The organism is Streptococcus sp. 544 (assembly GCF_013277385.1).
Lineage (GTDB): Bacteria > Bacillota > Bacilli > Lactobacillales > Streptococcaceae > Streptococcus > Streptococcus mitis_BA.
Window position 1 is genome coordinate 58,268 of record NZ_VMMU01000003.1, and the last position, 17,612, is coordinate 75,879.

The following is a 17,612-nucleotide window of genomic DNA, read 5'->3' on the forward strand; positions in this document are numbered from 1 at the left end:
TCAGTAACCATACCTACGGCAAGGCGAAGCTGACGTGGTTTGAAGAGATTTTCGAAGAGTATAAACTGCTTATAAAATAAAAAGGAGTCCAGATGGAACACATTATTTATCAGCTTGAAGAGGATTTGGCAATCCTTACCTTGAACCGTCCTGAGGTCGCAAATGGTTTTCATATTCCCATGTGTGAGGAGATTTTAGAAGCGCTGACTTTAGCAGAAGAGGATCCAGCTGTGCATTTTATCTTAATCAATGCCAATGGCAAAGTCTTCTCAGTTGGGGGAGATTTGGTAGAGATGAAGCGGGCAGTGGATGAGGATGATATTCCATCATTGACGAAAATCGCAGAATTGGTCAATACTATTTCCTATAAAATCAAGCAAATAGCTAAACCTGTTTTAATGGAAGTTGACGGTGCTGTTGCAGGTGCCGCAGCGAATATGGCTGTTGCGGCAGATTTCTGTTTGGCGACGGATAAGGCTAAGTTTATCCAAGCCTTTGTTGGCGTCGGCTTGGCTCCAGATGCAGGTGGGATTCATCTCTTGAGCCGCAGTATCGGTGTGACGCGTGCTGCTCAATTAGCTATGACAGGAGAGGCTTTGACCGCAGAAAAAGCTCTGGAGTGGGGGCTAGTTTACCGTGTTTCCGAAGCTGATAAACTTGAAAAGACGAGAGAACAGCTTCTTAAAAAATTAAGACGTGGTTCAAGTAATTCCTATGCTGCCATTAAGAAGTTGGTTTGGGAGAGCCAATTTAAAGACTGGCAGGATTACGCTACTTTAGAACTGAATCTACAGGAATCCTTAGCTCAAACAGAGGATTTCAAAGAGGGAGTTCGGGCTCATTCGGAGAGAAGACGGCCTAAATTTACAGGAAAATAAAAAAATACTTGCATCATTCTTTGAACTTTGATATAATTCTCTTGTCAAATGTTTTGATTGTAAAAGTTTTTTTGAGAAGGAGGGATATGAAAAATGGACTACCAACGAATTAATGAATATTTAACATCTATATTTAACAATGTCCTTGTCATTGAGGAAGTGAGCTTGAGAGGTAGTCGTTTCAAGGATATCTCCATCAAAGAAATGCATACGATTGATGTGATTGGGAAATTCCCAGACGTGACACCAAGTCAAGTGTCAAAAGAGTTGATGGTGACTCTTGGGACCGTTACGACTAGTTTGAATAATCTCGAACGCAAGGGTTACATTGAACGCATTCGCTCAGAGCAGGATCGTCGTGTGGTTCATCTACATTTGACAAAGAAGGGTCGCTTGGTTCATAGGCTGCATAGACGCTTCCACAAGGCCATGGTTGAAAAAATCATTGATGGTATGAGTAAGGAAGAAATTGATGTTATGAGCAAAGGTTTGACCAATCTTTATCAATTTTTGGAGGATTTGAAATAATGGCTTTTGCAAAAATAAGCCAGGTTGCTCATTATGTGCCAGAGCAAGTGGTTACAAATCACGACTTGGCTCAGATTATGGATACCAATGATGAGTGGATTTCAAGTCGGACGGGAATACGACAAAGGCATATTTCAAGAACAGAATCTACCAGTGATTTGGCTACGGAAGTTGCTAAGAAACTGATGGCAAAAGCTGGAATAATAGGAGAGGAACTGGATTTTATCATCCTAGCTACCATTACTCCAGATTCGATGATGCCCTCTACAGCTGCTCGTGTTCAAGCTAATATTAGTGCAAAAAAAGCCTTTGCTTTTGACCTAACCGCGGCCTGCAGTGGATTTGTATTTGCTCTTTCAACTGCTGAAAAGTTTATCGCTTCCGGTCGCTTTCAAAAAGGCTTGGTGATTGGTAGTGAAACCCTCTCTAAGGCAGTCGATTGGTCAGACCGATCAACAGCTGTGTTGTTTGGAGATGGTGCTGGTGGCGTCTTGTTAGAAGCTAGCGATAAGCAACATTTCCTAGCGGAGAGTCTCAATAGCGATGGAAGTCGTAGCGAGTGTCTGACTTACGGACATTCAGGTCTGCATTCTCCATTTTCAGATCAAGAAAATGCAGATTCATTTTTGAAGATGGATGGACGCGCAGTTTTTGATTTTGCCATTCGGGATGTAGCCAAGTCTATCAAGCAGACTATTGATGAATCTCCTATAGAGGCGACAAACTTGGATTATCTGCTACTGCATCAAGCCAATGACCGTATTTTGGATAAGATGGCTAGAAAAATCGGTGTCGACCGAGCTAAACTTCCAGCCAATATGATGGAATATGGCAATACCAGTGCAGCCAGTATCCCGATTTTACTTTCAGAGTGTGTAGAACATGGTCTTATCCATTTAGATGGTAGCCAGACTGTTCTGCTATCAGGCTTCGGTGGAGGCTTGACCTGGGGCACGCTCATTCTTACAATTTAGGTAATCATGTGGTGAACACATTGTTATAAAAAACTATTTATTTTAAAGGAGTCCTATCATGGCAGTATTTGAAAAAGTACAAGAAATTATCGTTGAAGAACTTGGAAAAGACGCATCAGAAGTAACACTTGAATCAACTTTTGATGATTTGGACGCAGATTCATTGGACTTGTTCCAAGTAATCTCAGAAATCGAAGATGCTTTTGATATCCAAATCGAAGCAGAAGATGACTTGAAAACAGTTGGTGACTTGGTTGCCTATGTTGAAGAGCAAACAAAATAAGAAGAATATAAGATAGAAGGAGTAGGGAAACCCGCTCCCTCTTGTTTAGGCAATAGTTTGATTTTCAAATTATGACAGTATCGAACTATTACGTAAGCAAGAAACGATGGAGGCACTATGAAAACGCGTATTACAGAATTATTGAATATTGAGTATCCTATTTTCCAAGGAGGAATGGCTTGGGTTGCTGATGGTGATCTGGCAGGGGCTGTTTCCAAGGCTGGGGGACTAGGCATTATCGGTGGGGGAAATGCCCCGAAAGAAGTTGTCAAGGCTAATATTGATAAGATTAAATCATTGACGGATAAACCCTTTGGTGTCAACATCATGCTCTTGTCTCCCTTTGTGGAAGATATTGTAGATCTCGTTATCGAGGAAGGCGTCAAAGTGGTTACAACAGGGGCAGGAAATCCTGGTAAATACATGGAACGCTTTCACGAAGCAGGGATTACAGTTATTCCTGTTGTACCAAGCGTTGCCCTAGCTAAACGCATGGAAAAAATTGGTGCGGACGCTGTTATCGCAGAAGGAATGGAAGCTGGGGGGCATATCGGTAAATTAACAACCATGACCTTGGTGCGTCAAGTGGCGGCAGCTGTATCTATCCCTGTTATTGCGGCAGGAGGGATTGCGGATGGTGAAGGTGCTGCGGCTGGCTTTATGCTAGGTGCAGAGGCTGTTCAGGTTGGAACTCGTTTTGTCGTTGCAAAAGAGTCTAATGCCCATCCAAATTACAAGGCCAAGATTTTAAAAGCTAGAGATATTGATACTACGATTTCAGCTCAACACTTTGGACATGCTGTTCGTGCAATTAAAAATCAGTTGACTCGTGATTTTGAAAAAGCTGAAAAAGATGCCTTTAAACAAGAAAATCCTGATTTGGAAATTTTTGAACAAATGGGAGCAGGTGCCCTAGCCAAAGCAGTTGTTCACGGTGATGTGGATGGTGGCTCTGTTATGGCAGGTCAAATCGCAGGCCTTGTTTCCAAAGAAGAAACCGTTGAAGAAATCCTAAAAGATTTGTACTATGGAGCAGCTAAGAAAATACAAGAAGAAGCCTCTCGTTGGGCAGGAGTTGTAAGAAATGACTAAAACAGCCTTTTTATTTGCTGGTCAAGGTGCCCAGTATCTAGGGATGGGACGGGATCTCTATGATCAGTATCCGATTGTCAAAGAAACGATTGATCAAGCCAGTCAGGTTCTTGGTTATGATTTGCGTCATCTCATCGATACAGAAGAAGAAAAACTCAATCAGACCCGCTATACGCAACCAGCTATTCTAGCGACTTCGGTTGCTATCTACCGTTTATTGCAAGAAAAGGGCTATCAGCCTGATATGGTTGCTGGTTTGTCCCTTGGAGAATATTCTGCCTTGGTGGCCAGTGGCGCCTTGGATTTTGAAGATGCGGTAGCCTTAATCGCTAAGCGTGGCGCCTATATGGAAGAAGCAGTTCCTGCTGGTTCTGGAAAGATGGTAGCAGTTCTCAATACGCCAGTAGAGGTCATTGAAGAAGCCTGTCAAAAAGCTTCTGAACTTGGAGTGGTTACTCCAGCCAACTATAATACACCTGCACAAATTGTGATTGGTGGAGAAGTGGTTGCAGTTGACCGAGCTGTTGAACTCTTGCAGGAAGCAGGAGCTAAACGCTTGATTCCTCTCAAGGTTTCAGGTCCCTTTCATACCGCTCTCCTTGAGCCTGCTAGTCAGAAACTAGCTGAAACTCTAGCTCAGGTAAGTTTTTCAGATTTCACTTGTCCCCTAGTCGGCAATACAGAAGCTACAGTTATGAAAAAAGAAGACATTGCTCAACTCTTGACGCGTCAGGTCAAGGAACCAGTTCGTTTTTATGAAAGTATTGCAGTTATGCAAGAAGCAGGAGTAACCAACTTTATCGAGATTGGACCGGGGAAAGTCTTGTCAGGCTTTGTCAAAAAAATTGATAAAACGGCTAAACTAGCTAATGTTGAAGATCAGGCGAGTTTGGAAGCCTTGCTAGAAAACGAGTAATCCCTTCTTCCACAAATATAAGAGGAAACAGGAGAAAAGAATGCAACTAAAAAATAAAAATATCTTTATTACAGGTTCGAGTCGTGGTATTGGTCTTGCCATTGCCCACAAGTTTGCTCAAGCAGGAGCCAACATTGTTTTAAACAGTCGTGGTGCCATTTCAGAAGAATTGCTCGCTGAGTTTGCAGACTATGGTGTCAAGGTGGTTCCTATATCAGGAGACGTGTCAGATTTTGCAGACGCTAAGCGTATGGTTGATCAAGCTATTGTAGAGCTGGGTTCAGTAGATGTTTTGGTCAACAATGCAGGGATTACCCAAGATACCCTGATGCTCAAGATGACAGAAGCAGATTTTGAAAAAGTGCTTAAAGTGAATCTGACTGGTGCCTTTAACATGACACAATCAGTCTTGAAACCGATGATAAAAGCCAGAGAAGGTGCTATCATTAATATGTCTAGTGTTGTTGGTTTGATGGGAAATATCGGTCAAGCTAACTATGCTGCTTCTAAGGCTGGCTTGATTGGTTTTACCAAGTCTGTGGCGCGTGAAGTGGCCAATCGCAATATCAGGGTTAATGCTATTGCACCTGGAATGATTGAGTCCGATATGACAGCTGTTCTATCAGACAAGGTAAAAGATGCCATGCTAGCGCAAATTCCTATGAAAGCATTTGGGCAGGCAGAACAGGTTGCAGATTTGACAGTATTTTTAGCAGGCCAAGATTATCTAACTGGTCAAGTGGTTGCCATTGATGGTGGCCTCAGTATGTAGCAGAAGCTAGAGGTAAAAAAGATGAAACTAAATCGTGTAGTAGTAACAGGTTATGGAGTGACATCTCCAATCGGAAATACACCAGAAGAATTTTGGAATAGTTTGACAACTGGAAAAATCGGAATTGGTCAAATTACAAAATTTGATCATAGTGACTTTGATGTGCATAATGCAGCAGAAATCCAAGATTTTCCTTTTGATAAATACTTTGTGAAGAAAGATACCAATCGTTTCGATAACTATTCTTTATATGCCTTGTATGCAGCCCAAGAAGCTGTCAACCATGCTAATTTGGATGTAGAGGCTCTTGACAAGGATCGTTTTGGTGTTATCGTTGCCTCTGGTATTGGTGGAATCAAGGAAATTGAAGATCAAGTGCTTCGTCTCAACGAAAAAGGGCCAAAACGTGTGAAACCATTGACTCTTCCAAAAGCCTTGCCAAATATGGCTTCAGGAAATGTTGCTATGCGTTTTGGAGCAAACGGTGTTTGTAAATCTATCAATACTGCCTGCGCTTCATCAAATGACGCGATTGGGGATGCCTTCCGCTCGATTAAATTTGGTTTCCAAGATGTTATGTTGGTAGGTGGTTCAGAAGCTTCTATTACCCCTTTTGCTATTGCAGGTTTCCAAGCCTTGACAGCTCTCTCTACTACAGAGGATCCAGCTCGTGCTTCTATCCCATTTGATAAGGACAGAAATGGTTTTGTCATGGGAGAAGGTTCAGGGATGTTGGTTCTTGAAAGTCTTGAACATGCTGAAAAACGTGGGGCTACTATCCTTGCTGAAGTGGTTGGTTACGGAAATACCTGTGATGCCTACCATATGACTTCACCACATCCAGAAGGTCAGGGAGCTATCAAGGCCATCAAACTAGCCTTGGAAGAAGCTGAGATTTCTCCAGAACAAGTAGCCTATGTCAATGCTCACGGAACGTCAACTCCTGCTAATGAAAAAGGAGAAAGTGGTGCTATCGTAGCTGTTCTTGGTAAGGAAGTACCTGTATCATCAACCAAGTCTTTCACAGGACATTTGCTGGGGGCTGCGGGTGCAGTAGAAGCTATCGTCACCATCGAGGCTATGCGTCATAACTTTGTACCAATGACAGCTGGAACAAGTGAAGTATCAGATTATATCGAAGCCAATGTTGTTTATGGACAAGGCTTGGAGCAAGAAATTCCATACGCTATTTCAAATACTTTTGGCTTTGGTGGCCACAATGCAGTTCTTGCTTTCAAACGTTGGGAGAATAAATAAGTATGAATTTAAACGATATTAAAGACTTGATGGCTCAATTTGACCAATCAAGTTTGAGAGAATTTTCTTATAAGAATGGGACGGATGAGTTGGAGTTTAGCAAGAATGAAGCGAGACTGGTGTCTGAAGCTGTACCTCAAGTCGTTCCAGCACCCGTTCTAGCAACACCGGGTCCAGTAGCTCCTACATCTGCTCCAGCAGAAACTGTAGTGGAAGAAACTTCGGTGCCAGCTGAAGCAAGTGTAGTTGCTGAGGGAGATCTTGTAGAGAGCCCACTTGTTGGGGTGGCTTACTTGGCTGCTGGTCCAGATAAACCTGCCTTTGTAACAGTTGGTGATAGTGTTAAAAAAGGTCAAACATTGCTCATTATCGAAGCCATGAAAGTCATGAATGAAATCCCAGCTCCTAAGGATGGTGTGGTAACGGAAATTCTCGTTTCTAACGAAGAAATGGTTGAGTTTGGTAAAGGATTGGTACGTATCAAATGATCGATATTCAAGGAATCAAAGAAGCCCTTCCCCACCGTTATCCTATGCTCCTAGTAGACCGTGTCTTGGAAGTGAGCGAGGACACTATTGTTGCCATCAAAAATGTGACCATCAATGAGCTTTTCTTTAACGGCCACTTTCCTCAATACCCAGTTATGCCAGGTGTTCTGATTATGGAAGCCTTGGCGCAAACAGCTGGTGTCTTGGAGTTATCAAAACCTGAAAATAAAGGTAAACTGGTCTTTTATGCTGGTATGGACAAGGTTAAATTTAAGAAGCAAGTTGTGCCAGGCGATCAATTGGTTATGACAGCGACTTTTGTAAAACGTCGCGGTAGCATTGCCGTGGTTGAAGCAAAGGCTGAAGTGGATGGCAAGCTTGCGGCCAGTGGTACTCTTACCTTTGCAATTGGGAACTAAGGAGGTTCTCCATGTTTCGAAAAATTTTAATTGCCAATCGTGGTGAAATTGCAGTTCGTATTATCCGTGCTGCGCGTGAATTGGGGATTGTGACGGTGGCGGTTTATTCAACTGCTGATAAGGAAGCCCTTCATACGCTTTTGGCAGATGAAGCAGTTTGTATCGGTCCGGGCAAGGCAACAGAGTCTTATCTTAATATCAATGCGGTTCTATCAGCTGCAGTCTTGACTGAGGCAGAAGCCATTCACCCAGGTTTCGGATTTCTCAGTGAAAATTCCAAATTTGCAACCATGTGTGAAGAGGTGGGGATTAAGTTTATCGGCCCATCTGGTCATGTCATGGATATGATGGGAGACAAAATCAATGCGCGTGCTCAGATGATAAAAGCAGGTGTGCCTGTCATTCCAGGTTCAGATGGAGAAGTGCATAACTCTGAGGAAGCTTTGATTGTTGCTGAAAAAATCGGCTACCCTGTCATGCTCAAGGCTTCAGCAGGTGGAGGTGGTAAAGGGATTCGTAAGGTTGAAAAACCAGAGGACCTCGTTTCAGCCTTTGAAACTGCCTCTAGTGAGGCCAAGGCCAACTATGGCAATGGTGCCATGTATATAGAACGGGTCATCTATCCAGCTCGTCACATCGAGGTTCAAATCCTAGGAGATGAGCATGGACATGTAATTCACTTGGGGGAACGGGATTGCTCTCTTCAACGGAATAACCAAAAGGTTTTAGAAGAAAGCCCTTCGATTGCAATCGGAAAAACGTTGCGCCATGAAATCGGTGCTGCAGCTGTTCGAGCTGCAGAGTCTGTTGGCTATGAAAATGCAGGGACCATTGAGTTTCTTCTTGATGAAGCCAGTGGCAATTTCTATTTCATGGAAATGAATACACGTGTTCAGGTAGAGCATCCAGTAACAGAGTTTGTTTCAGGTGTTGACATCGTTAAGGAACAGATTCGCATTGCAGCAGGTCAGCCCCTGTCTGTTAAGCAAGAAGATATTGTCCTACGCGGTCATGCCATCGAGTGTCGTATCAATGCAGAAAATCCAGCCTTTAACTTTGCTCCAAGTCCAGGTAAGATCACCAATCTCTATCTTCCAAGTGGAGGAGTTGGCTTGCGCGTGGATTCAGCAGTTTATCCAGGTTATACCATTCCGCCTTATTATGATAGTATGATTGCCAAAATCATCGTTCACGGTGAAAATCGTTTTGATGCCTTGATGAAAATGCAACGTGCCCTCTATGAATTAGAGATTGAAGGGGTGCAGACCAATGCAGATTTCCAGCTTGACCTCATTTCAGATCGCAATGTCATTGCTGGAGATTACGATACTTCCTTCTTGATGGAAACCTTCTTACCCAAATATCAAGAAAAAGAATAAAATGACTTCAAGAGTTTAAACCGAAAAGGGGAATTAATGGCTCTATTTAGTAAAAAAGATAAGTATATTCGAATCAATCCCAATCGTTCGGTTAGGGAAAAACCTCAAGCTAAGCCAGAGGTTCCAGATGAATTATTCTCCCAGTGTCCAGGCTGTAAGTATACCATTTATCAGAAGGATCTGGGAAGTGAGCGTATCTGTCCGCACTGTAGCTACACTTTTCGTATTTCTGCTCAAGAACGCTTGGCTTTGACGATTGATATGGGAACCTTCAAGGAATTGTTTACAGGGATTGAAAGCAAGGATCCCTTGCATTTCCCTGGTTATCAAAAGAAACTAGCAACTATGCGTGAAAAAACAGGGCTGGATGAAGCCGTTGTGACAGGAACTGCTCTTATTAAGGGTCAGACTGTGGCTCTTGGGATTATGGATTCCAACTTTATCATGGCTTCTATGGGTACGGTTGTAGGGGAAAAAATCACTCGCTTGTTTGAGTATGCGACTGTTGAAAAATTGCCAGTTATCCTCTTCACAGCCTCTGGTGGAGCCCGTATGCAGGAAGGAATCATGAGTCTCATGCAGATGGCTAAGATTTCTGCAGCAGTTAAACGCCATTCAAATGCAGGTCTCTTTTACCTGACCATTTTGACAGATCCAACGACAGGTGGTGTGACAGCTTCTTTCGCTATGGAAGGCGATATTATTCTGGCTGAACCACAGAGCTTGGTCGGTTTTGCTGGGCGTCGTGTCATTGAAAATACGGTTCGTGAAAGCTTGCCTGAGGATTTCCAAAAGGCAGAATTCCTATTGGAACATGGCTTTGTGGATGCTATTGTCAAAAGAAGAGACTTGCCAGATACCATTGCTAGCCTAGTCAGATTGCACGGAGGGGGTCCTAGATGAATATTGCAAAAATAGTCAGAGAAGCGCGTGAGCAGAGTCGCTTGACAACCTTGGACTTTGCGACAGGCATTTTTGATGACTTTATCCAATTACACGGTGACCGTTCTTTTCGTGATGATGGTGCAGTTGTTGGTGGTATTGGCTGGCTTGGTGATCAAGCTGTAACAGTGGTTGGTATCCAAAAAGGCAAGAGTTTACAAGATAACCTCAAGCGGAATTTTGGTCAACCGCATCCAGAAGGCTACCGCAAGGCACTACGTTTGATGAAACAGGCTGAAAAGTTTGGTCGTCCAGTTGTGACCTTTATCAATACAGCAGGTGCCTATCCTGGTGTCGGCGCGGAAGAACGTGGACAGGGAGAAGCTATTGCTCGCAATCTCATGGAAATGAGTGACCTGAAAGTTCCTATTATTGCTATCATTATCGGTGAAGGTGGTTCAGGTGGTGCTCTGGCTTTGGCAGTCGCAGACCGTGTCTGGATGCTGGAAAATTCTATCTATGCCATTCTCAGTCCAGAAGGCTTTGCTTCCATTCTATGGAAGGACGGCAGTCGTGCCATGGAAGCGGCAGAACTGATGAAAATCACTTCGCATGAACTGTTAGAAATGGACGTGGTGGACAAGGTGATTTCTGAAGCAGGACTTTCTAGTAAAGAACTGATTAAGAATGTTAAAAAAGAACTCCAAGCTGAGCTAGCTCTACTTTCACAAAAACCGCTAGAAGAGTTGTTGGAAGAGCGCTATCAACGGTTTAGAAAATACTAATACTCTTCGAAAATCAAATTCAAACCACGTCAGCTTCGCCTTGCCGTACTCAAGTACTGCCTACGGCTAGCTTCCTAGTTTGCTCTTTGATTTTCATTGAGTATAATTCTTTAGAATACGCAAAAACTAGAACTGACTGCCAGTTCTAGTTTTTATGTGGTTCTTACTCTGTGCAGAGGGGAAAGTAAAAAAGTGCTTGGAAGACCAAACACCTTTTCGATTATTCATTTTCTTCAGTTACGAATTGACTGAGCAGTCCGTTGATAAAGCGGGCTGATTTTTGATCTGAAAAATTCTTAGCGAGTTCAATGGCTTCATTGACTGCTACTAGCTGAGGTGTATCAAATGATGTGATTTCAAAGATACCTAAGCGTAGTAAGTTTTTTTCGACCAAGGTCAAGCGTTCAACTGTCCAGCCTGACTTGAGGTGCTGGTTGATTTGTTTATCCAACTCGTCTTTCTGAGCTTGAACACCAGAAACCAAGTTTAGAAGAAAGGCAGGGATTTGCACATCTGCATCTTCACGGTCATGCGTGTAGGCAAAGAGACAAGCTGTTTCCATATCTGTACCGAATTCAAGGCTCATAAGAGCTTGAAAAGCACATTTACGAAGTTCACGTCTAGATTCTAATAATGGACTAGTCATTGAGGAAGTCCTCGTTAAATAAATCTTTCAACTCAGGTTTTGGTGTTTTATCTGGAACGATTCCTGCAACATGGATGTTGACAGCAGCAAGTTCCACATCAGCCATATCTCGGACAGCATCTTTGACTGCTTTTTGAATAGCAAGAGCCACTTTTGGTACTTTCACACCGTACTCAAGGTAGAGGTAGATGTCAGCAGTTAGCTCTTCATTGCTTTCTTTTAAGTAGACGCCGCGACCAAGAGAGAGTTTTGATAGGGTATCAGATACGGATTTATTTGAAAATGAGTGGACACCATCAACTTTAGCAGTTGCGATGGCAATGATTTTTTCAAGTACACGTGGAGCGATAACGATTTCGCCAAATTGTTCTTCAATTCCCATAGAATGACCTCTTTCTAGAGATTAGGCACGAGAAACGTAAGTTCCTTCTGCAGTGTTGATGATCAATTTTTGTCCAGCTTCGATGAAGTCAGGAACGTTGACAACAAGTCCAGTTTCCATAGTTGCTGGTTTACCAGAACCTGTAACAGTAGCACCTTTGATAGATGGTTGTGTTTCAGCGACTGTCAATTCAACAGTAGTTGGTACAGTTACACCGATTACTTCAGTTCCGTAGAATTGGATTTTCACATCAGAGTTTTCAAGGATGTAAAGCAATTCATTTTCAACGTTTACGACTGGGATTTCGTATTGGTCGTAAGTTTCAGTGTTCATGAAGTAGGCAGTTTCATCCATTTTATACAAGTATTGAGCTGGAACAGTTTCGATAATAGCTTGTTCGAATTTTTCTTCTGGACGGTAGCTTGTATCAAATGTAGAACCAGTACGGACATCACGCAATTTCATACGCATGATCGTGTTTCCTTTACCTGGTTTGTGGTGGCTAGCTTCCAAAACGCGGATCAATTTTCCGTCTGCAGTTTCAAATGTCATACCAGCTTTCAATTTGCTTGCTTCAATCATGTTTTTACCTCTTTAATAAATATTATTACTCTTCATTTTACCATAAAATCTTCTGGAAATAAAGCCAAAATAGTTATTGGGAGATGGTAGGGGAGAAAAAAACCAACCTCAGGGCTGGTTTCTTTTACATATTAATCTTCTTTCAACTTCGCTAATTCCTGTGCAAGTAGTTTAAGGGCAACTTGTGGGTTGGCTTGGCCTTTGGTTGCTTTCATAAGGAATCCTGTGAAGGCCTTGTCTGCGTTACGTTTGCCTGACTTGAAGTCGGCAACAGCAGCTTCGTTATCGGCAAAGACTTGGTGGATGATTGGGATCAGGATTTCAGAATCTGAGATTTGAACCATGCCTGCTTTTTCCACGTATTCACGCGCGCCACCGCCATTTTTAGCTAGGTGGACAAAGACTTTTTTGGCAATCTTAGATGAGATAGTTCCGTCTTCGATGATGGCAATCATTTCAACCAAGTTTTCTGGTGTCAACTCGATTTGTTCCAGTGTCTTGCCTTCAGCATTCAAGAATTGAGCGACTTCTCCTTGAAGCCAGTTAGAAACTTGTTTAGCATCGCCACCGAGAGCCACAGCTTTTTCAAAGAAATCAGAAGTGACTTTGTTTGCAGTCAACTGGCTAGCATCGTAGTCTGATAAACCAAGGTCAGATACATAACGCGCACGGCGTTCTTTTGGAAACTCTGGCAACTCTGTCCGCATTTCCTCGATCCACTCGTCTGAAATTTCAAAGAGAGGTAGGTCTGGTTCTGGGAAGTAGCGGTAGTCTGCAGCCCCTTCCTTGACACGCATGAGGATGGTTGCTTTGTTAGCTTCATCGTAACGGCGTGTTTCTTGGCGAATTTGACCACCTGAGCGAAGAATTTCAGCCTGGCGTTGAACTTCGTATTCAAGACCTTTACGAACGTTTGAGAAGGAGTTGAGGTTTTTCAACTCTGTCTTGGTACCGAATTTCTCTTGACCATAAGGGCGAAGAGAGATATTGGCATCCACACGCATCGAACCTTCTTCCATCTTAACATCAGAAATACCAGCGTACTGGATAACTTCCTTGAGGGCTGTTAGATAAGCATAGGCTTCTTCAGGAGAACGCATGTCAGCTTCAGATACAATCTCAATCAATGGCACCCCTTGGCGGTTGAGGTCAACGTAAGAGTAGCCGTCTGTACCGTGGGTGTTTTTACCAGCGTCTTCTTCTAGGTGGGCACGTTCGATACCGATTTTCTTAGTCGTACCGTCTTCTAGCTTGACTTCAATCCAGCCGTTATAACCGATTGGCTCATCAAACTGAGAAATTTGGTAGGCTTTAGGATTATCAGGGTAGAAGTAGTTCTTGCGGTCAAAGTGCATCTTTTTATGGATGTCCATGTTGAGGGCAAGAGCAGCCTTGATACCGGCATCGACAACACCTTTATTGAGAACTGGCAGAACTCCTGGGAAAGACCAGTCAATCACATTTGTATTGGCATTTTGGTCATTTCCAAAGTGGGCAGAAGTGGGTGAGAAGATTTTTGAATTGGTGTTGAGCTCTACGTGGACTTCAAGTCCAATGACTGTTTCAAAGTTCATTAGTTATCACCTCCAAAAATCACGGGTTGTTGTTTGTGGTAGTCTGTTGTCGCCTCAAAAGCAGCAGCAGCTTGGTAAATAGTTTCCTCAGAATACTTAGGACCAATCAATTGCAGACCGACAGGTAGACCTTGAGAGAATCCAGCAGGAATCGAAATCCCTGGAAGTCCTGCCAAGTTGACTGGGATGGTCAAGAGGTCAGCCAAGTACATGGCAACTGGGTCGTGGTTGAGTGAATCCAAGTCATAGGCAACACTTGGAGCAGTTGGACCCAAAATCAAGTCGTAATCCGCGAAGACTTTTTCGAAATCTTGAATGATGAGGGTACGGACCTGTCCAGCCTTCTTATAGTAGGCATCGTAGTAACCTGATGAAAGGCTGAAAGTACCTAGCATGATACGGCGTTTCACTTCTTCACCGAAACCTTGGCTACGGCTGTTTACATAGATTTCATCAAGATTAGTCGCATCTTCTGCGCGGTAGCCGTAACGGATACCATCAAAACGTTGCAAGTTTGATGAAGCTTCTGATGAAGCGATGATGTAGTATACGGCAACTCCGTATTTAGAGTGAGGAAGGCTGACTTCTTCGACGATAGCACCCAATTTTTCAAAGTGTTTGGCTGCATTCAGAATGGTTTCCTTAACCTCTGGGTCAATCCCTTCGCCTAGATATTCCTTAGGTAAAGCAATTTTCATGCCCTTGATGTCTTGACCGATTTTTGAAGTAAAGTCGGCGATTCGGACAGGAGCAGAAGTAGAGTCTTTAGCGTCTTCGCTGGCAATAGCGTTGAGCAAGAGGGCATTTTCCTTAACAGTTGGTGCGAAAGGTCCGATTTGGTCTAATGAGCTACCAAAGGCAATGAGACCGAAACGTGAAACTGTTCCGTAGGTTGGTTTGAGACCAACGATTCCGTTGAAGGCAGCAGGTTGGCGGATAGAACCACCAGTATCAGAACCTAGTGACAAGCGGACTTGTCCTGAGGCTACGGCTGAAGCAGAACCACTTGATGAACCACCAGGAACCTTGGTCTGGTCCCAAGCATTTTTAGTGGCACCATAGTGAGAAGTTTCGCCTGAACCACCCATGGCAAATTCGTCCATGTTGGTTTTCCCAACAACAATCATGCCTTTAGCTTTTGCATTGGCAACGGCTGTTGCGTCAAAGATTGGCTCATAGTTGTAGAGCATTTTTGAGGCTGCAGTTGTGAGAATACCGTCTGTAGAGATGTTATCCTTAACAGCCAATGGAATCCCTGAGAGGACATTATCAGCATCAATTCCAGCTTCATCAATAGCCTTAGCTTGCGCAAGGGCTTGCTCCTCAGCGATGGTGACAAAAGCGTTGATAGCTGTCTCTCGAGACTTGATATCTTCAAGCGTTGCTTGGGTTAATTCTGTTGCAGAAATTTCCTTAGAGACAAGGAGATTGTGCAAGTCTTCAATGGTTTTATTGTTGAAAGTCATTAGGCATCTCCTCCATCGTCTAGGATAGCTGGTACCTTGATATAGTAGTTGTCTTTTTCAGGTACGTTTTTAAACAAGCGATCGCGGTCTGTTCCTTCTTCGGCCACATCAGGGCGGAGTACAGTCTTGCGGTTAGCCATGGTTGTAGTAGGTGCAACACCAGTTGTGTCAACTTCGGCCAGTAACTCAACCATGTCAACAATTTTAGACAAGGTAGTCGCAAAGGCAGCAGTTTCTTCTTCGGAGAATCTTAATTTTGAAAGATTGGCAACGTGTGTTACCTCTTCTTGCGTAATTTTCATCTTGCATCCTTTCGTGAAATGATGATTTTTAGTCTGTTCTATTTTACCATATTTTCCTATAAATAAGGGAGGGGGAAGTGAAAAGAAATAGAAATTGAAAAAAATGCTAAAATCCGATATAATGGAGTGTTGAAAGGAATGGTAAAATCCAATGTAAAAATCATTCTTAGCTATCGAAACAAGAAAAATAGAGAATCAAAGAAAGAGAAATTATGAATATTCAAGAAGAAATTAAGAAACGTCGTACCTTTGCCATCATCTCCCACCCAGACGCAGGGAAAACAACCATCACTGAGCAGTTGCTTTACTTTGGGGGTGAGATTCGTGAAGCTGGTACCGTAAAAGGAAAGAAAACAGGGACTTTTGCCAAGTCTGACTGGATGGATATCGAGAAACAACGTGGGATTTCGGTTACTTCATCTGTGATGCAATTTGACTACGATGGCAAGCGTGTGAATATCCTCGACACGCCAGGGCATGAGGACTTTTCAGAAGATACTTATCGTACCTTGATGGCGGTGGATGCTGCGGTCATGGTCGTGGACTCTGCCAAGGGTATCGAGGCCCAAACTAAGAAGTTGTTTGAGGTTGTCAAACACCGTGGTATTCCAGTCTTTACCTTTATGAACAAGCTAGACCGTGACGGTCGTGAGCCACTAGACCTCTTGCAAGAGTTGGAAGAAGTCTTGGGCATTGCTAGCTACCCTATGAATTGGCCGATCGGGATGGGGAAAGCTTTTGAAGGCTTGTATGACCTCTATAACCAACGCTTGGAGCTCTATAAAGGGGATGAACGTTTTGCTAGTCTTGAAGATGGGGACAAGCTTTTTGGTAGCAATCCTTTCTACGAGCAAGTCAAGGATGATATTGAGCTTTTAAATGAAGCTGGAAATGAGTTTTCAGAGGAAGCTATCCTTGCTGGAGAATTGACACCTGTCTTCTTCGGTTCAGCTTTGACAAACTTTGGTGTTCAGACCTTCCTTGAGACTTTCCTTAAGTTTGCTCCAGAACCACATGGACACAAGAAAACAGACGGTGAAGTTGTGGATCCGTACGACAAGGATTTCTCAGGATTTGTCTTTAAAATCCAAGCCAACATGGACCCTCGTCACCGTGACCGTATTGCCTTTGTCCGTATCGTATCAGGTGAATTTGAGCGTGGCATGAGTGTCAACCTGCCTCGTACTGGTAAGGGGGCTAAACTTTCGAATGTCACTCAGTTCATGGCTGAAAGTCGTGAGAATGTAACCAACGCTGTAGCAGGTGATATTATCGGTGTTTACGATACAGGTACTTATCAAGTTGGAGATACCTTGACAGTTGGCAAAAACAAATTTGAATTTGAACCCCTACCAACCTTTACACCTGAAATTTTCATGAAAGTATCTGCTAAGAATGTCATGAAGCAAAAATCTTTCCACAAGGGAATCGAGCAATTGGTGCAAGAAGGTGCCATTCAGCTTTATAAGAATTACCAAACAGGTGAGTATATGCTGGGAGCTGTTGGTCAGCTCCAGTTTGAAGTCTTTAAACACCGCATGGAAGGCGAGTACAATGCAGAAGTTGTCATGAGCCCAATGGGTAAAAAGACCGTTCGTTGGATCAAGCCTGAGGACTTGGATGAACGCATGTCGTCAAGCCGAAATATCTTGGCCAAAGACCGTTTCGACCAACCAGTCTTTCTCTTTGAAAATGACTTTGCCCTCCGTTGGTTTGCAGACAAGTATCCAGATGTAGAGTTGGAAGAGAAAATGTGACTCAGTACCAACAATTGGAACTAAAGTTCCAAATTGTTGGACGCTAGTCGCTATTTGGCGAACTAGCTAACTGCCTCACTAACTGAGTTTTACAAATGGAATCGATTTGTAAAACTCAGTGTCGTAGTGTAAAAGATAGCCTTACCAAAACGCTTTGCCGTCATAATGGGAAGGAAGCTGCCTAGCTAATTGCCTTACTAACTCATCGGCGAAAAAAGATTGTTTTCATCTCTTCGTGTCGTAATGTGAA

At 43.2% G+C, this 17,612-nt stretch carries 20 protein-coding genes; 14 read left to right on the forward strand and 6 right to left on the reverse strand.

What is annotated here, in order from left to right; translation table 11 throughout:
• Positions 1-92: 92 nt before the first annotated feature.
• The 13 genes from HT728_RS01890 to HT728_RS01950 all read left to right on the forward strand — a co-directional run bounded on the left by HT728_RS01890 (position 93) and on the right by HT728_RS01950 (position 10,653).
• Positions 93-878 carry an enoyl-CoA hydratase gene (locus HT728_RS01890; protein WP_164227001.1) on the forward strand — a complete coding sequence of 262 codons (786 nt, stop codon included), beginning with the start codon at positions 93-95 and terminating at the stop codon, positions 876-878.
• Positions 879-971: 93 nt separating this feature from the next.
• Positions 972-1,406, forward strand: coding sequence for a MarR family transcriptional regulator (locus tag HT728_RS01895; RefSeq protein WP_164227000.1), 435 nt, complete (start codon positions 972-974; stop codon positions 1,404-1,406).
• Positions 1,406-2,380: a beta-ketoacyl-ACP synthase III gene (locus HT728_RS01900; RefSeq protein WP_164226999.1), complete on the forward strand. Its 975-nt coding sequence runs from the start codon at positions 1,406-1,408 to the stop codon at positions 2,378-2,380. The genes HT728_RS01895 and HT728_RS01900 overlap by 1 nt, the downstream gene beginning before the upstream one ends.
• Before the next feature lie 58 nt (positions 2,381-2,438).
• On the forward strand, positions 2,439-2,663 hold the full coding sequence (locus HT728_RS01905; protein WP_000257838.1) for an acyl carrier protein: 225 nt from the start codon (positions 2,439-2,441) through the stop codon (positions 2,661-2,663).
• 117 nt (positions 2,664-2,780) lie between these two features.
• Entirely contained in the window at positions 2,781-3,755 is a 975-nt protein-coding gene (gene fabK / locus HT728_RS01910) for an enoyl-[acyl-carrier-protein] reductase FabK (RefSeq protein WP_112444397.1), read from the forward strand.
• On the forward strand, positions 3,748-4,671 hold the full coding sequence (fabD, locus tag HT728_RS01915; protein WP_173233481.1) for an ACP S-malonyltransferase: 924 nt from the start codon (positions 3,748-3,750) through the stop codon (positions 4,669-4,671). The genes fabK and fabD overlap by 8 nt, the downstream gene beginning before the upstream one ends.
• A gap of 40 nt (positions 4,672-4,711) precedes the next feature.
• Complete coding sequence (fabG, locus tag HT728_RS01920) at positions 4,712-5,443, forward strand: 3-oxoacyl-[acyl-carrier-protein] reductase (protein WP_173233483.1); 732 nt, start codon at positions 4,712-4,714, stop codon at positions 5,441-5,443.
• Between the two features lie 21 nt (positions 5,444-5,464).
• On the forward strand, positions 5,465-6,700 hold the full coding sequence (gene fabF, locus HT728_RS01925) for a beta-ketoacyl-ACP synthase II (RefSeq protein ID WP_173233485.1): 1,236 nt from the start codon (positions 5,465-5,467) through the stop codon (positions 6,698-6,700).
• Positions 6,701-6,702: 2 nt separating this feature from the next.
• Positions 6,703-7,188: an acetyl-CoA carboxylase biotin carboxyl carrier protein gene (accB, locus tag HT728_RS01930; RefSeq protein WP_173233486.1), complete on the forward strand. Its 486-nt coding sequence runs from the start codon at positions 6,703-6,705 to the stop codon at positions 7,186-7,188.
• The gene (gene fabZ, locus HT728_RS01935) at positions 7,185-7,607 is read left to right on the forward strand and encodes a 3-hydroxyacyl-ACP dehydratase FabZ (RefSeq protein WP_173233487.1); all 423 of its coding nucleotides are present in this window, start codon (positions 7,185-7,187) and stop codon (positions 7,605-7,607) included. Before accB ends, fabZ begins: the two co-directional genes overlap by 4 nt.
• 11 nt (positions 7,608-7,618) lie before the next feature.
• Positions 7,619-8,986: an acetyl-CoA carboxylase biotin carboxylase subunit gene (gene accC, locus HT728_RS01940; protein ID WP_173233488.1), complete on the forward strand. Its 1,368-nt coding sequence runs from the start codon at positions 7,619-7,621 to the stop codon at positions 8,984-8,986.
• 36 nt (positions 8,987-9,022) lie between these two features.
• Positions 9,023-9,889: an acetyl-CoA carboxylase, carboxyltransferase subunit beta gene (gene accD / locus HT728_RS01945; protein WP_173217937.1), complete on the forward strand. Its 867-nt coding sequence runs from the start codon at positions 9,023-9,025 to the stop codon at positions 9,887-9,889.
• Positions 9,886-10,653 (forward strand): acetyl-CoA carboxylase carboxyl transferase subunit alpha, encoded by a 768-nt coding sequence (locus tag HT728_RS01950; protein WP_173217935.1) that lies wholly within the window; start codon positions 9,886-9,888, stop codon positions 10,651-10,653. The genes accD and HT728_RS01950 overlap by 4 nt, the downstream gene beginning before the upstream one ends.
• A 220-nt stretch (positions 10,654-10,873) precedes the next feature.
• On the opposite strand, the gene nusB is transcribed toward HT728_RS01950, so the two are convergent.
• The 6 genes from nusB to gatC form a co-directional block, all read right to left on the reverse strand.
• The gene (nusB, locus tag HT728_RS01955; protein WP_173217933.1) at positions 10,874-11,299 is read right to left on the reverse strand and encodes a transcription antitermination factor NusB; all 426 of its coding nucleotides are present in this window, start codon (positions 11,297-11,299) and stop codon (positions 10,874-10,876) included.
• Positions 11,292-11,681: an Asp23/Gls24 family envelope stress response protein gene (locus HT728_RS01960; RefSeq protein ID WP_000510575.1), complete on the reverse strand. Its 390-nt coding sequence runs from the start codon at positions 11,679-11,681 to the stop codon at positions 11,292-11,294. The genes nusB and HT728_RS01960 overlap by 8 nt, the downstream gene beginning before the upstream one ends.
• A gap of 21 nt (positions 11,682-11,702) precedes the next feature.
• Entirely contained in the window at positions 11,703-12,263 is a 561-nt protein-coding gene (gene efp / locus HT728_RS01965; protein ID WP_000568643.1) for an elongation factor P, read from the reverse strand.
• Positions 12,264-12,394: 131 nt separating this feature from the next.
• Complete coding sequence (gene gatB / locus HT728_RS01970) at positions 12,395-13,837, reverse strand: Asp-tRNA(Asn)/Glu-tRNA(Gln) amidotransferase subunit GatB (RefSeq protein ID WP_173217931.1); 1,443 nt, start codon at positions 13,835-13,837, stop codon at positions 12,395-12,397.
• Positions 13,837-15,303 (reverse strand): Asp-tRNA(Asn)/Glu-tRNA(Gln) amidotransferase subunit GatA, encoded by a 1,467-nt coding sequence (gene gatA, locus HT728_RS01975; RefSeq protein ID WP_173217929.1) that lies wholly within the window; start codon positions 15,301-15,303, stop codon positions 13,837-13,839. The genes gatB and gatA overlap by 1 nt, the downstream gene beginning before the upstream one ends.
• Positions 15,303-15,605, reverse strand: a complete 303-nt coding sequence (gene gatC / locus HT728_RS01980) for an Asp-tRNA(Asn)/Glu-tRNA(Gln) amidotransferase subunit GatC (RefSeq protein WP_173233489.1) — start codon at positions 15,603-15,605, stop codon at positions 15,303-15,305. The genes gatA and gatC overlap by 1 nt, the downstream gene beginning before the upstream one ends.
• Positions 15,606-15,817: 212 nt before the next feature.
• Here gatC and HT728_RS01985 point away from each other — a divergent pair, with 212 nt between their 5' ends.
• Positions 15,818-17,362 (forward strand): peptide chain release factor 3, encoded by a 1,545-nt coding sequence (locus HT728_RS01985; protein ID WP_173218060.1) that lies wholly within the window; start codon positions 15,818-15,820, stop codon positions 17,360-17,362.
• Positions 17,363-17,612: the final 250 nt, after the last annotated feature.

What these genes read in the sequence shown, in the direction of transcription:
- fabD (WP_173233481.1), top strand. Translation starts at nt 3,748, where the DNA reads ATGACTAAAACAGCCTTTTTATTTGCTGGTCAAGGTGCCCAGTATCTA.
- fabF (WP_173233485.1), top strand. Translation starts at nt 5,465, where the DNA reads ATGAAACTAAATCGTGTAGTAGTAACAGGTTATGGAGTGACATCTCCA.
- HT728_RS01985 (WP_173218060.1), top strand. Translation starts at nt 15,818, where the DNA reads ATGAATATTCAAGAAGAAATTAAGAAACGTCGTACCTTTGCCATCATC.
- fabG (WP_173233483.1), top strand. Translation starts at nt 4,712, where the DNA reads ATGCAACTAAAAAATAAAAATATCTTTATTACAGGTTCGAGTCGTGGT.
- efp (WP_000568643.1), bottom strand. Translation starts at nt 12,263, where the DNA reads ATGATTGAAGCAAGCAAATTGAAAGCTGGTATGACATTTGAAACTGCA.
- HT728_RS01960 (WP_000510575.1), bottom strand. Translation starts at nt 11,681, where the DNA reads ATGGGAATTGAAGAACAATTTGGCGAAATCGTTATCGCTCCACGTGTA.
- accB (WP_173233486.1), top strand. Translation starts at nt 6,703, where the DNA reads ATGAATTTAAACGATATTAAAGACTTGATGGCTCAATTTGACCAATCA.
- nusB (WP_173217933.1), bottom strand. Translation starts at nt 11,299, where the DNA reads ATGACTAGTCCATTATTAGAATCTAGACGTGAACTTCGTAAATGTGCT.
- HT728_RS01900 (WP_164226999.1), top strand. Translation starts at nt 1,406, where the DNA reads ATGGCTTTTGCAAAAATAAGCCAGGTTGCTCATTATGTGCCAGAGCAA.
- accD (WP_173217937.1), top strand. Translation starts at nt 9,023, where the DNA reads ATGGCTCTATTTAGTAAAAAAGATAAGTATATTCGAATCAATCCCAAT.
- HT728_RS01905 (WP_000257838.1), top strand. Translation starts at nt 2,439, where the DNA reads ATGGCAGTATTTGAAAAAGTACAAGAAATTATCGTTGAAGAACTTGGA.
- HT728_RS01950 (WP_173217935.1), top strand. Translation starts at nt 9,886, where the DNA reads ATGAATATTGCAAAAATAGTCAGAGAAGCGCGTGAGCAGAGTCGCTTG.
- fabZ (WP_173233487.1), top strand. Translation starts at nt 7,185, where the DNA reads ATGATCGATATTCAAGGAATCAAAGAAGCCCTTCCCCACCGTTATCCT.
- gatC (WP_173233489.1), bottom strand. Translation starts at nt 15,605, where the DNA reads ATGAAAATTACGCAAGAAGAGGTAACACACGTTGCCAATCTTTCAAAA.
- fabK (WP_112444397.1), top strand. Translation starts at nt 2,781, where the DNA reads ATGAAAACGCGTATTACAGAATTATTGAATATTGAGTATCCTATTTTC.
- HT728_RS01895 (WP_164227000.1), top strand. Translation starts at nt 972, where the DNA reads ATGGACTACCAACGAATTAATGAATATTTAACATCTATATTTAACAAT.
- gatB (WP_173217931.1), bottom strand. Translation starts at nt 13,837, where the DNA reads ATGAACTTTGAAACAGTCATTGGACTTGAAGTCCACGTAGAGCTCAAC.
- gatA (WP_173217929.1), bottom strand. Translation starts at nt 15,303, where the DNA reads ATGACTTTCAACAATAAAACCATTGAAGACTTGCACAATCTCCTTGTC.
- accC (WP_173233488.1), top strand. Translation starts at nt 7,619, where the DNA reads ATGTTTCGAAAAATTTTAATTGCCAATCGTGGTGAAATTGCAGTTCGT.
- HT728_RS01890 (WP_164227001.1), top strand. Translation starts at nt 93, where the DNA reads ATGGAACACATTATTTATCAGCTTGAAGAGGATTTGGCAATCCTTACC.